The sequence below is a fragment of the Euzebyella marina genome (assembly GCF_014855515.1).
Classification (GTDB): Bacteria; Bacteroidota; Bacteroidia; order Flavobacteriales; family Flavobacteriaceae; genus Euzebyella; species Euzebyella marina.
Map to the genome: position 1 here is coordinate 1,601,072 of NZ_JACYFK010000001.1, position 14,607 is coordinate 1,615,678.

Consider the following 14,607-nt stretch of genomic DNA (forward strand, 5'->3'; position numbering starts at 1 on the left):
AGTCTAGATCTGACAAATTTAAACCTCCATCCCCCATGTACATTGATCAACTTAAAATTAACCAACAAACAAATTTATGAAAACTAAACTACTTGGGGGCGGTCTATGCTACCTTAAGACCTCCCTATTATTTACCATGAGAATCTTCATTTTGTTCTTTACGATTCTTTCGTTTGGATTTAGCCCTGAAAATGGATTTTCTCAAAACGAAAGAGTGAAATTTAACTCAAGCGAAATTCTTTCGGTTGAAGAAATTCTTGAAGTTGTCAAAAAACAAACCGACTATAATTTTATTTATCGTTCGAATCTATTTGAGGGAAGCCCAAAAATTAAGATAGCCAAGGGCCATATTCGAATAGAAAAACTTCTTGAAAAGTGCGTGTTATCGGCCGGACTGGAATTTGAGTTTGCCAATGAAAACTCAATCTATCTAAGAAAGAAACAGGTGGCGAAAAAGAAAAAGGAAGCCCAAACATCGGTTACGGGTACGGTTACCGATGCCGACGGAATTCCATTACCAGGTGCGAATATAGTCGAGAAGGGCACCACCAAAGGGGTCACTGCTGATTTCGATGGTAAGTTTCAGATAGCTATTGCTGATTCAAATGCCATTTTAGTGGTTTCTTATATTGGCTATGCCAGCAAAGAAGTATCGGTAAATGGCCAATCAAGCCTTCAGGTTATGCTTGAGGAAAGTGCTGCGGGCTTAGATGAAGTGGTGGTTGTCGGCTATGGCACCAAACGGAAGAGAGATATTGTTTCCGCAGTTTCGGTAGTAGATTTAAAAGAGGTTAAAGATGTACCGGCCACTGATATATCAAGAATGATATTAGGCCAGGCCCCTGGGGTAGTGGTGAGTCAAAATTCCGGAAGGCCAGGTCAAGAAATGGATATAGTTATACGTGGTCTTAGTTCTTTGGGTGCTGATAGTAAACCTTTGTATGTTGTTGATGGGTTTGCAATCGGAACTTCCACTGGCCTTAGCATCGACCCAGGTGATATTGAGTCGATAACGATTCTGAAAGATGCCGCTTCAACGGCCATTTATGGGGCTCGAGGATCGAACGGGGTTGTTTTAATAAATACGAAAAGTGCCAAGGCAGGTCTTACATCGGTTACCCTAGATGTGGTTTCAGGCATACAGAACATACCGAGTGAACGAAGAACCAAAATGCTGAATGCGGTTGAATTTGGGCAATTTCAAAAAGAAAGTTGGGTCGATAAATTTATATTCAATGAGGGCAGGGAGCCAGCTGAATCTGAAATTCCCCTGCGTATAAGAAATCCCGAGAACAATACTACTTATACTGATTGGCAAGATGAAATAATGAACAGCGCGGCATTATTCAAAAAGTATAATCTCACCGTGACTTCAGGGGGTGAGAGAAGCAATTCTATCATCTCTATGGGTTATTTGAATCAAGAAGGCGCCATTGTTAAAACCAATTTCGAGCGCTTTAATGTGAGGGCCAACATTAATACAAGGATTACCGATAACATAAATATTGGTCTAAATGTAACCGGTTCAAGGTCAAACGAGCGATATATACCTGAGGGTAGTAGAGATTTGGTTACCGGAATTGCCCTTTGGGCAGACCCTAGAGAGCCCATTTATAATGAAGACGGTTCGTTCAATAATTATTTAGGAGGATATAATGCCGACGGAGATTTGATTTTCGGTAGTTTGAACCCTGTTCAACTTCTGCATGAAGAGAAAAATAAAAGACATATAAACAGGCTGTTGTCGAATATGTTCGTTGAGGTCGATTTTCTAAAGGATTTCAAGTTCAAATCGTCGGCCAATGTATCGCTGATTAGTCAAAGGCTTAATTCGTTTAGGCCCTCTACTTTGGCCTCTAACGGATTCAATGGTCCGCCTCCGAGAGATGCAAGTTTATCTGAAGAATATGGCGAAGAAATCAATTGGTCTGCCGATCAATTACTTTCTTACTCGAAGTCTATAGGCGAGTCTCATGGTCTAGATGTATTGCTTGGCTATACCGCGCAAGAGGCAACGCTTAGAAATATTGGTTCGCAAGGCACTAAATTTCCTGATGATCAAATTCGATTTTTACAAAATGCGGAAATTTTCAGTGTCAATTCCGGAGAAACAAGTTGGAGTTTGTTGGCTTATTTTGCCAGGTTGAACTACGATTTTAAAGACAAATACCTACTATCGGCCACTTATAGAAGAGAAGGTAGCTCAAGATTTGGATCAAATAATAGATGGGGAAGTTTTCCGGCCGTTTCTTTAGGTTGGAGGGTTTCAGACGAATCTTTTCTGCAAAACGCCGATTGGTTGAACGATCTAAAACTCAGGGCAAGTTTTGGGGTAACTGGCAACAATAATATCGGTAACTACCCGAGCCTTTCAACATTGACATCCTCCAATTATATATTAGGAAACAGCTTCGCACCTGGTAAAGTGCTGAACTCTTTGGCCAATCGCAATCTAGGATGGGAAGAATCGGATCAGTTCAACTATGGGGTCGATATAACAATTCTAGATAACACATTGGTTTTTACGGGGGAGTACTATAAGAAAACTACTGAGAATATGCTGTTGCCGGTAAATATTCCGGTCATCTCAGGTTTTGAGTCCACCTTTACGAATATAGGTAAGGTTCAGAATACGGGTATTGAATTTGCTCTTGGTTACCGTAACAGTATCGGAGAAGACCTTCGTGTTAGAAGTAATTTTAATATTTCATTCAATGATAACGAGGTCTTGGCGATAAATGATGATAATGACCAAATTAGAAATGGTGATTTTTATGGTACAAACAATGTTTCTCAAGTCGGTCGGCCTATCGGTATGCTTCATGGGTATAGAAATTTGGGAGTGTTCAACACGGTTGATCAGATCAATTCGAGTCCGACACAAGATGGCGCCATACCCGGCTCATTCATCTATTATGATGCCAATGGTGACGGAGAGATTTCATATGATACCACAGATTGGGTAGAGATTGGAAATCCGCATCCGGAGTACGTATGGTCGTTTAACTTGGGCCTAGATTATAAGGCGTTTGATTTCAATGCGATTCTGACCGGTGCCGAGAATTATGATGTTTATAGAAATATAGAATCTACAACGCTCAACCTTGATGGTGTTTTCAATGTAGACGCGAGGGCCAAAGAAAGATGGCGTTCTGCCGAAAACCCGGGCAATGGCAGGGTACCCACCACTACTTATTGGAAATGGGAAAGAGAGTCGAACTCTTTCTATGTTCACGATGCCAGTCATATTTGGATCAAGAATGTCTCTTTGGGGTATACCATTCCTCTCAACCCCGAGGGAGCTATCAGAAATGCTCGTATCTATATCAACACAGACAATCTCTACTTGTTTTCAGATTTTCCGGGAGGAAATCCACAGGTAAGTACGGCAGGCGGTATTAATCCCGGTCGAGATGATTCAGCTTATCCGGTGCCTAGAACGGTAACCTTAGGGGCAACCCTGTCATTTTAAACTCAAATCAACTATCTAAAAAAGTAAATCAATGAAAACGATATATAAAATAGGAGTTTTTATTCTGGCGGCTTTAGTATTCTCTTGCAGTAAAGACTTTCTTGATAAGACCGACCCCACACAATTAGGTGAAGAAACATTCTACAATACCGAAAATCAGTTAGAACAAGCGGTTTTTGGTATTTATGGGCAATTGCAGACCATTACCGCAGACCAATGGTTGTTGCAAGAGTTCGTCTCCGATAATACCACTGTGCATTTTAACGAAGGCAATAGGGGGCAGGGGCCGAACATAGAGTCGGTAGAATATTGGCAAATGAATTCGAACACTAGTTTGATCTATACTGCATACCGAAATATTTATAATACATTGGGTAATATCAATACGGTGCTTTTTAAACTTTCTGAAGCTGAAATTGATGCTACTTCGAAAGCAAGATTAGAGGGCGAAGCCAAATTTTTCAGGGCGTATTATTATTTTTTATTGTCTCAATACTTCGGTGATGCCATTTTGATTACAGAACCGATTGGGGATCCCTCAGAATCTTTTGAATATTCCCGTTCACCCGAATCAGAGGTATATGAACTGATTAAAAGCGATCTCGATTTTGCTGCCTCCGCTTTACCGGCTGTTTATGATTCTTCAGAAGCGGGCCGAATTACGAAGGGTGCGGCTTTAACTTTATTGGGCAAGGTTTACTTGACTTTAGCAGACTATAGCGAGGCTAAAACAACTCTTGAAGCAGTAATCGATTTGGGTATATATGACTTGTTACGTGATTATGGGGCTGTTTTCGACCCTAACAACAAGAACCATGTTGAATCAATTTTTGAAGTACAATTTCAAGGAGGCAACGATTTGGGTGAATCCAGTGGTTTTATCTATAATTTTTATCCCCTTTTTTCGGAAGGTGCGGTCACTGGTTTTGCTGGTATTAATGGGGGTGGATGGAACATCCCTACCAATGACCTCATTAGTTCTTATGAAGAAGGCGATTTGCGCAAAGCGGTTTCAATAAGTGAAGGCTACATCAACAACAATGATGAGTATGTGGCGGTACCTTTCATAGAAAAGTTTCATCACCCACATTCTATTCAGTCAAGACCTGATGACAACTGGCCTGTGCTAAGGTATGCAGATGTGCTTTTGATGTTGGCGGAAGCCATCAACGAAGAATCTGGCCCGAATGCACAAGCCTACGGCTACTTGAACCAAGTTAGGGAGCGTGCAGGATTGGAGTCTTTAGGAGGCTTGTCACAAGGTGAGTTTCGCGATGTTCTAAGGCACGAGAGAAGAATAGAGCTGGCATTTGAAAACCACCGTTGGTTCGATTTAAAACGTACCTTTAGTACAGCTGAGCTAGTTAGCTTTTTAAATGCCCATGGTGAAAGAGAAAGAAACAATCCTACTACGCCTCGAGGCCAAATAGGTTTTTCTCCGTCCGATTATCAGTTTGATGCTTTTGAAGTGCTTTTCCCGCTGCCGGAAAGAGAATTACTGGTGAATAAAAATTTAAAGCAAAACGACGGATATTGATCTCTTTAGATTGAAGAGTTGGTAAGTTGATATAATTCCATCAACATAAAATTTGATTGATTTATGGAAAGTTTTGATTGGGTACTTCAGTTTTTAGGTAGGCTTCATCCATTATTGGTGCATTTTCCTATTGGCTTATTGGTAGTGGCCCTGTTTTTAGAAATACTCACTTTAAACGGTAAAAGACCGGGTCTTCGTGAAGGTATTCGTTGGATGGTCATAATCGGTGCCGTTTCGGCTATTTTATCTACCCTCTTTGGGTGGTTCTTGAAATCTCAAGATGACTATAGCGGAGATTTGGTCGATAAACACCAATATATTGGCATAGCGACAGCTGTTTTTTCCATCGCCGCATCAATTTTACTGCAACGAACCCTTCAAGGAAAAATCAAAGATTTTCGCCTATACAGAGGCGTTTTGATGACTACGGTCATTTTACTGACCATAACAGGGCATCTAGGTGCCAACCTCACCCATGGTGAAGACTTTTTAACAGGTATTTTGCCCGGTAGTGATGAAGGTTATGACGATAGTAAAGGGGTCGCTTTATTGGCTGAGCTCAAGCAGGTCAATTCGTTGGATACCGCGCAGCAAGACCGTTTAAATTTAGAGGTAAGGGCCATTTTTGCCCATAACTGCTATCAATGCCACAGCCAGAACAAACAGAAGGGCGGTTTGGTTTTGGATAGTAAAGAGGGAGTTTTTGCAGGTGGAGAATCCGGCTTATCGGTAGTGGCTGGCAAACCGGAAGAAAGTGAACTTTTCCGGAGAATTACATTGTCTCCCAATCATGATGAGGTAATGCCCAAAAAAGGAAAAGTCTTAAAATCCAGTGAAATCAAATTGGTTGAAATGTGGATCAAGAACGGAGCCCATTGGTCAGACCAAACATTAAAAGTTTTTCCTGAGGCCGAATTGGCATTGAACATGCCTTCATTGCCAACTTCCGTGCAATCCCATCCAATAGACAAATTGGTTGACTCGTATTTTGAGGAAAGGGGCGCAGAATGGCCCCAAGAAGTAAATGACCACTTATTTGTTCGCAGGGCGTACCTAGATATTGTTGGGTTATTGCCATCAACCCAGCAGATTGAGAAGTTTGTAAACGATTCCGATTCTAATAAAAGGGAAGCTCTTATCGATTCCCTTTTGAATGATAAACACAATTACACGCAGCATTGGATCAGTTTTTGGAATGATTTATTGCGTAATGACTATAGTGGAACAGGGTTTATTACAGGGGGAAGAAAGCAGATTACCGACTGGCTTTATAATTCGCTACTTACAAATAAGGGTTATGACCAAATGGTAAGTGAATTGGTAAACCCGTCTGAGGCTTCCGAAGGCTTTATCAAAGGCATTGAATGGCGAGGTGTGGTCAACGCCAGCCAACGTACCGAAATGCAGGCCGCTCAAAATATAGGTCAATCTTTAATGGGTGTAAATGTAAAATGCGCCTCTTGCCATAACAGTTTTGTGAGTAATCTTACGTTGGAGCAATCTTATGGTTTTGCCTCGATATTTGCCGATTCGGTTTTAGAATTGAACCGTTGCGACAAACCATTGGGTAGAATGGCCGAGGTTAACTTTCTGTACCCTGAATTGGGCGAAGTAGAGGGCGAAAGCCTAGAAGAACGGTTGTTGAACTTGGCGAAAGTAATGGTGCAGCCCGATAATGGCCGCTTGTACCGAACCATAACCAACAGAATTTGGCAAAGACTAATGGGCCGTGGTATTATTGAACCTCTAGATGAAATGGATAATGAACCATGGAATGGGGACTTACTCGATTGGCTTGCCGCCGATTTTATTGAATCAGGTTATGATTTGAAGCATTTGATCAAGCGAATCATGACTTCCAAAACGTACCAATTGCGTGCGGCGAAGTATGATAAGATAGAGGATGTAAAATCTGATTATGTCTTTAATGGGCCGATTGTTAGACGATTAAGTGCTGAGCAGTTTTCCGATGCGGTGAGTCAAATCGTATTTCCGGTATACCATACGGTGGAGTACGACCCTACACATGCTGAATTGAAAGCGCAGCGAGTATGGCATAGAGAGGTCAAGTTTGACCGTGATGTGCTTCCCGAGCCCGGCAAAAGGTATTTTCGTAAAACATTTAGTTTGTCCGGCGGTACAATTTCCGAAGCGACCGCTTTACTGTCTGTCGATCATTCCTATGTGCTTTATGTAAATGGTGAAAAAATTGCTTCCGGAAATGATTGGAAAAGGGTTGGTAAATATGATGTGACCCAATTTTTAAAATCAGGAAAAAATGTGATTGCTATCGAGGGGGAAAATGAAGGAACCATCGCCAACCCGGCTGGTGTGTTATTCTCTATGAGAGTAAAATTCGATAAGGGTTCAGAAGTTCAAATTGATTCAGATACATCGTGGAGAAGTTTTGGAACCACCCCTAATGATGAATGGACCGCTATCAATTTTGACGATACTTCATGGGGTGAGGCCAGAAACTATGGCAGTGCCAATTGGGGCAAATTGGTCAACTTCAATTTCAATGATGAAAATGGGGAGTTCGCACGAGCGAGCTTGGTAAAGCAACACCCGTTTATGAAAGCATTGGGTAGGCCAAGTCGCGAAAATGTCGCTACAACGAGGGATGATAATGCCACCTTATTACAAGCCTTGGAGCTTACGAATGGGGAGTTTTTCAATGGAGTGCTAGAGGAGGGTGCCGAACGGTGGCTGCAAGCGTATGATAAGGATAGTCAGAAAATAGTTGACAATCTATACCAACAATCTTTCGGTAGAAATCCCTCTGAAGAAGAAAGTGAATTGTTGATGGGCATTCTAGGGCGGAATGCGAGTAAAGAAGGTTTGCAAGATGTATTTTGGTCTACGTTGGTCTTACCAGAGTTTCAGTTTATCAATTAAAGATAGTAATGAGTTTTTCGCATATAAAGTTTGAGAAAGATGAAAGAGAATAATACAAGACGAGAGTTCATTAAGAAAATGTCGGCAGCCAGTTTGGCGGCATCCGCTACGAGTATTCCATTGGCCAGTTTTTTGAGCTCTTGTTCAAAAGGCCCCTCTTCCCTACCATCAACGGCAGATACGGTCATTCTTCTTTGGATGGCAGGCGGTATGGCCCACACCGAAACATTTGACCCGAAGGCCTACGTGCCTTATGAAAAAGGTGTAGAGAGTAAAAGAGTTTTAAGTACTTTTCCAAAAATACCCACGGTGGTCGATGGACTGCATTTTTCGAAGGGGCTGGAATCTATTGCCGGGGTAATGGATAAAGGTGCTATAATTCGGTCTTATAAATCGGCTGATTTAGGTCATATTTTGCATACCCGGCATCAGTACCATTGGCATACGTGCTATGAACCACCACAATCGGTACAGGCACCTCATATAGGAGCATGGATAGCTAAAGAATTAGGGCCGGTCAATCCTGTGATTCCTCCTTTTATAGCGATGGGGCAGCGTTTTACGGTGGGCGAGGCGGAAGAATTGAAAGCGTTTCATTCCGCAGGGTTTTTGGGTACCGAATTTGGTCCGTTTTTAATACCCGACCCGGCCGGTGGTCTTGATAGTGTGCGCCCACCAAAAGGAATGTCATTGAAACGTTTCGAAGCCCGTTATAAGCTTTATAAAGAGTTGGCCAATAAAAGTTCGTTCATGCAAGAGGGCAGCGATTATCAAAAAGAATCCCTTATGCGCTCAATGGAGCAATCGTACCGTCTATTGAACTCCCCGGAGGCAAAGGTTTTTGATTTGTCAGAAGAACCCAAAGAGGTGTACGATACTTACAATACAGGAAGATTTGGCCTGGGCTGTCTTCTGGCAAAGCGGTTGGCCCAAAATGGGGGTAGGTTTATTAGTGTTTCTACTGAATACGAGCCTTTCTTAGGATGGGATACACACGAAAACGGACATACCCGAGCCAAGAAAATGAAGGAGTTGGTTGACCGGCCTATTGCCCAGTTGGTGAAGGATTTGGATGAAAGCGGACATTTGGATCACACGTTGATTATTTTGGCCAGTGAGTTTAGCCGTGATGCCATTATGGAAGGGCGCCCAGGTGAAACTGTAAAAGACCAGGTGGATCAGCCTGATATCATCGAAGATGAAAAATTCTACGGAATGCACCGCCATTTTACAGATGGTAGTTCGATTCTTTTATGGGGCGGTGGTATTGAAAAAGGCTTGGTGTATGGAAAGACCGCTGATGAAAGACCTTGTTCTTCAATAGAAAATCCGGTGGTCATCGATCAAGTACATCAATCCATTTATCACGCCTTGGGTATACACCCTGAAACGGAGTACACAATCGAAGGTAGACCGTTTTACACGACCCCAGATGGTCACGGCAAACCCATTCTTGACTTATTCGGTAAGCCGATTAAAAAGGTTTAGGTCCGAAGGGAAAAAAGTTTAGTGCGGAGTAGAATTTAGTGAACATCAATAGTCATAAACTAAAAAGAGCTTTGGTTCTAAAACAAAGCTCTTTTACGAGAACACTATATGAAAATGAAAAAATTACTTCTGATTAACTACGTGACAAACATACGTACAGCCTGCCTTTAAGCCAATTAAATGATGTAAGGCCCTTAATTTCTGTTGTGAGTCAAGGCAGATTTGTTATGAAGGAAAATAAATACAATTTCCAACGGATTATTTCCTTGTTTTTTAAGACTCTCTTTTTTCGTAGTTTCATAAACCCTTCCAAAAAAAGTCAATTATGGTAGAAACCCTGACTTTGCAGGTCAATGGCAAAGAGCATACGGTCGATATAAATCCCGAAACCCCATTGTTGTATGTGTTGCGTAATGAACTTCAGTTAAACGGACCTAAGTTTGGTTGTGGTTTGCAGCAATGTGGGGCCTGTATGGTACTTGTAGATGGCGAAGCAAGACCTTCTTGCAGGTTTCCTGTCAAGACGGCGGTTGATTCTGAAATTAGAACACTGGCAGGTCTTATCAAAGAAGATGGTGAATTACATCCTGTACAACAGGCATTTGTTGAAGAACAAGCCGCGCAATGCGGTTATTGCCTAAATGGTATGGTAATGTCGGCGGTTTCTTTGTTGGAGAAAAAACAAAACCCGACCGAAGAAGAAATTCGAGAAGCCCTTGCTATCAATATCTGCCGGTGCGGCGTTCACTCCAGGGTTATAAAAGCGGTTACGAGTGCCGTTAAAAAAGCAAGGCCATGAGAAAAGACCGAAGAATGTTTGTTCAACAGCTTGGCTGTTTGAGTATTGGTTTTTCTATGTTGCCTACCACGACAGTACTCGCAGAGAGTTTTACCGTTGCGAAGGAAATTGAAAGAAACCTTTCAAAGGAAAGTGTGAACGCTTGGCTTGAAATACGAGAAAACGGTCGGGTGCTTATCTATACCGGAAAATTAGAGTTAGGTCAGGGAATCAAAACCGCGGTGGCACAAATTGCCGCTGAAGAATTAAACATGCGACTCGATTTAATCGATGTACAAATGGCCGAGACCGAGGTAACGCCAGATGAAGGTTTTACGGCGGCGAGCATGTCAATTGAATCGAGCGGAATGTCCATTAGACTGGCGTCGGCAACCGCTCGTGAGATTTTATTGAAAATGGCTTCGGAAAGTTTAAACCTGTCAAAAGAGTCTTTGAAAATGGAAGATGGAAACATCTTCGGTGCCGATAAAAAGACGTCTCTATTCGAGTTGCTTAAAGGACAACATATTGAAGGAAAGGTTGACGAGAATGTCGAGATCAAGGCCAAGACCGTTCGAAAGTATGTGGGGCAGCCGGTTCCAAGAAGTGATATTGAGGCAATGGTTCGTGGGCAATCCGTTTTTGTACAAGATTTAAGGTTTCCCGGTATGTTGCATGCGCGTGTGGTACATCCTCCTAAATATGCGGCAAAAATTATCCAATTCGATGAAGAAAACTCTAAAAATTGGCCCAACCTAATTCAACTGATTAGGAAAGACCATTTTGTAGGAGTAGTTGCGGAAAAGGAGTTTGAGGCCATTCAATTGGCAGAAAAGATTGGTGGGCAAATCAAATGGGATTCAGGTCAAAACATGCCCGAGCAAAAAGAACTCAAGAACCATTTGAAAAATTTGCCCGTTGAAGAAGAGGTGCAGGAGAATAAGGGAGATGTTGGGCAGTCTTCGAAGACGATGGTCTCCCGTTCATTTTTCAAGCCCTATTTAATGCACGCTGCAAACGGACCTTCGTGTGCGGTGGCTTTTTTTGATGGAACTGTTTTACATGTCTGGTCGCATTGTCAAGGCACTTACCCGCTAAGAAGAACGCTGGCCAATTTTTTGGAAATGCCTGAAGAAAAGGTACACGTAAAAGCGGTGCCAGGTTCGGGTTGTTTCGGCCACAACGGGGCAAATGATGTGGCAACTGAAGCGGCTCTGATAGCCCTCGAATTACCGAACAAACATATTCGTCTTCAATGGTCTAGAGAAGATGAGCATGCTTGGGAACCGTATGGTACGGCCATGATAGTCGATATTGAGGCGTCTCTGGATACAAATGGAAGAATTGCCACATGGGATAGTCATATATGGTCAGATGGGCACAGTAATCGGCCCAATAGTAACCCCAATACATTATTGCCCTCACGTTTTATGAACAAAGACTATGGGCATCATGGCATTGGTTATAGAGGTGGAGCTTGGCGTAATGCAGCCCCGTATTATTCCGTACCAAATCTCAGGGTCACCTCACATATGTTTTTAGGGCCTTTGAGAGTTTCTTCATTACGTAGTCTAGGTACCTTTACGAATATATTTGCCATTGAATCTGTTATCGACGATTTATCCGAAAAAGCAGGCAAAGACCCAATTGAATTTAGAATGGAACATTTAGATGATCCAAGAGCGGTAGAATGCTTACGCAAACTACAGGATAAAATTAAATCAATATCGGTAATTGAAAATGAGGGGCTTGGTGTATCGTTTTCGCGGTACAAGAACGAAACTTCGTATTGTGCCATGGCGGCTAAGGTTTCCGTCGAGCGAAAGACCGGTCAGGTAAAAGTTCAAAAATTATGGGCCATGGTAGATGCCGGAGAGACCATAAACCCCGACGGATTAAAAAACCAGACAGAAGGGGGTATGATACAGTCGGCCAGCTGGGCCCTAAAAGAAGAGGTGAAATTTAGTTCTAAAGGAATAACCAGCTTAAATTGGGCCTCTTATCCTATTCTTAGATATCCTGAAATTCCCGAAGTCGAAGTCGAGATATTGGATAGGGTGGAGCAAAGACCCGTAGGTGCGGGTGAAGCATCAATGGCACCGACTACAGCGGCTATTGTAAATGCTATTTATAAGGCTACCGGGGTGCGCATCGTAAGTCTTCCTGTAGACAAAGAGCTTTTAAAAGCGTAGTTAGAATCAATCAGATGTTCCTAAAATCAAAAAGAGCCCTGTCTTTCGACAAAGCTCTTTTACGAGAACACTATATGAAAATGAAAAAATTTACTTCTGATTGATTATTACACTTCAAACATACTACCGATACCGAAAGGCAGCAATAAATTGATGTGAACCGCTTGATTTTTGTTGTGAGCGCCTTGTTAGATGTTTTTTTAAAGAATATTTGATTCTCTATAAGTTGATATTTACATAAACCGAAAGTCGATGTTTTAGCTCAACCTTATTATTGTTGAGTTGTTGCGAGATGGGTACCATGCCTGCAAGGCCCAAAGCTATTCTGTTATAACTCGCTTCTAAGCTTACTTTTCCCAGAAAAACACTCCCTTTGGTATTGGGTACAGCTGCGCCATATTCTTTATTGGCTTCAAAATGTTCGCCGGCAATACCAAGAATTGGGGTCAATGCCAAATCTGATATATAGTATGTTTTGAATGCATTGATGCCATAATTTAACTGATTACCGAATTGATATTGTTTCGGGTTCTCGGTTTTGAAGGTGTAGTTCAAAAGTGTACTGATACCCCAATTTCTATAGGTAAAGCCATAATTCATGGCTGCGATATAATCCCAGCTGCCATTCCCGACTTGAAAGCTGGGGTTAACACTTCCTGTGTTGTTGGCTCTATCGTATTTACCTGTAGGGGCTTTAACGCCCGCTCCGATTTGAAAATAATGCTCTGGAGTTATAGAGATAATGCTATCGGGTGTTCGCTTGAGCAAATCATAAAATGCCAACACGCTAATGTCACCTAGGCCATTTATTTTTTGTTCGGTTTGATCGGGCAGTACCCTGTTATGTTGCTGATAGGGCACAATTACATTGAGAATGGCCCTTTTGGTAATCGGCACATTGCCCCATACCTGCATGGTATTAAAATTTTCGGTAATCCAAGGGGAATCGTTAAAAATACCGTCTCTAGAGCGGTATTGTTGGCCAATATACCTGACGCCTATGAAATAATTGTTCAATCCGGTGCCATAGCCCATACTTCCACCGCTGCTGCCACAACCACAGGTATCGCAGAAATCGAAGAAATCTTCAAGGTGGTAAGAATGTATACACGGGTTTGAATCTTTGAAAGCGTCAGGTTTGGCCCATAGCATCTGAAAGACCAAGAAGACACAAATTGTGGTTGATAAGAGTTTAGTATTCTGCAAAGCGTTGATCATTTAAATAAGTTTCATCTGTTAGCGTGAGCAAAAAGGCAATAATTGCTTCTTTCTCGTTTGAAGTTAACGGGATGCCCAGTCGGCCTTCCAATTTCAATAATGGGTCTAATGTGGACGAGTCGACGACTCCACTTTCATAAAAATCAAGCACGGACATTAAGTTTCCGAATCTACCATCATGCATGTACGGTGCCGTTTTATCAATGTTTCGCAAACTGGGAACTTTAAATTTGTACTTATCCGATAGCGCGCCACTTACCTCTTCACGGCCCACATCATCTAATTGAGGGTTAGGGGGCAAACCATTATTTCTAAAAGAGCTATCAGTAAATAGGTCGGTGCCATGGCAACTGCTGCATTTTTGGCCGAATAAGTCTAATCCCTGCTTTTCCAAGTCTGTCAGCTGGCCACCTTCTTCATTGCGAACATATTTATCGTAGCGACTGTTCGATGACACCATCATTGCCATAAATTGGCCCAATGCCTTTAAGAAATTCTCTGTGTTCACCTCCGGGTCATCAAAAGCCATTTCAAAAGCTTCTTGATAAGAAGAATCGGCCTTTAGCTTATTGATTACATTGCCCATGGTTTCGCCCATTTCAACTTCGTTGGTGATAGGTATGATGGGGAAAAGGTCTAAATGCGAAGTAGCACCATCCCAGGCAAACTCTTTTAGAAAAGCCATGTTTTGAATGGGAGGAGTATTTCGGGTACCTTCCAAATCATCTATACCATGACTAAATTGATGTCCGTGATGGGTGAAGGCGAAAGCCTGTTCATGGCAAAATCCGCAAGAAATAAATCCGTTTGAAGATAGTTTGCCATCATAGAACAGGCGCTTGCCCAATTCAAAGCCGTATTTGGTGGGTGGGTTCGCATCAAAATCATAATGGGGTTCCGGAAAATTACTGGGAACTTCAAATGCCAAGGACTCATTAATGAGAATATATTCCTCCTCATTATTAGAACAGGCATACAACAAGAACACCATCGGCATCAACGTCCAGATTGAACGGAAGACGAT

The 14,607-nt window shown here is 42.2% G+C and carries 8 protein-coding genes; 6 read left to right on the plus strand and 2 right to left on the minus strand.

What is annotated here, in order from left to right:
• Window positions 1–76: 76 nt before the first annotated feature.
• The 6 genes from IL356_RS06535 to IL356_RS06560 all read left to right on the plus strand — a co-directional run bounded on the left by IL356_RS06535 (window position 77) and on the right by IL356_RS06560 (window position 12,365).
• Entirely contained in the window at window positions 77–3,472 is a 3,396-nt protein-coding gene (locus IL356_RS06535; RefSeq protein WP_205601260.1) for a SusC/RagA family TonB-linked outer membrane protein, read from the plus strand.
• A 31-nt stretch (window positions 3,473–3,503) separates the two neighbouring features.
• Window positions 3,504–5,009 (plus strand): RagB/SusD family nutrient uptake outer membrane protein, encoded by a 1,506-nt coding sequence (locus tag IL356_RS06540; protein WP_121850238.1) that lies wholly within the window; start codon window positions 3,504–3,506, stop codon window positions 5,007–5,009.
• Between the two features lie 63 nt (window positions 5,010–5,072).
• A complete protein-coding gene (locus tag IL356_RS06545) occupies window positions 5,073–7,907 on the plus strand; it encodes a DUF1553 domain-containing protein (RefSeq protein WP_121850237.1) in 2,835 nt (944 codons plus the stop codon).
• Between the two features lie 39 nt (window positions 7,908–7,946).
• Window positions 7,947–9,395, plus strand: coding sequence for a DUF1501 domain-containing protein (locus IL356_RS06550; protein ID WP_121850236.1), 1,449 nt, complete (start codon window positions 7,947–7,949; stop codon window positions 9,393–9,395).
• A 325-nt stretch (window positions 9,396–9,720) separates the two neighbouring features.
• On the plus strand, window positions 9,721–10,194 hold the full coding sequence (locus tag IL356_RS06555) for a (2Fe-2S)-binding protein (RefSeq protein WP_121850235.1): 474 nt from the start codon (window positions 9,721–9,723) through the stop codon (window positions 10,192–10,194).
• Window positions 10,191–12,365 (plus strand): xanthine dehydrogenase family protein molybdopterin-binding subunit, encoded by a 2,175-nt coding sequence (locus IL356_RS06560; RefSeq protein ID WP_225621404.1) that lies wholly within the window; start codon window positions 10,191–10,193, stop codon window positions 12,363–12,365. Before IL356_RS06555 ends, IL356_RS06560 begins: the two co-directional genes overlap by 4 nt.
• A gap of 219 nt (window positions 12,366–12,584) precedes the next feature.
• Here IL356_RS06560 and IL356_RS06565 read toward each other — a convergent pair whose 3' ends face one another.
• Together IL356_RS06565 and IL356_RS06570 are read right to left on the minus strand one after the other, a co-directional pair.
• The gene (locus IL356_RS06565; protein ID WP_192466534.1) at window positions 12,585–13,571 is read right to left on the minus strand and encodes a transporter family protein; all 987 of its coding nucleotides are present in this window, start codon (window positions 13,569–13,571) and stop codon (window positions 12,585–12,587) included.
• Window positions 13,558–14,574 (minus strand): cytochrome-c peroxidase, encoded by a 1,017-nt coding sequence (locus tag IL356_RS06570; protein ID WP_121850797.1) that lies wholly within the window; start codon window positions 14,572–14,574, stop codon window positions 13,558–13,560. Before IL356_RS06570 ends, IL356_RS06565 begins: the two co-directional genes overlap by 14 nt.
• Window positions 14,575–14,607: the final 33 nt, after the last annotated feature.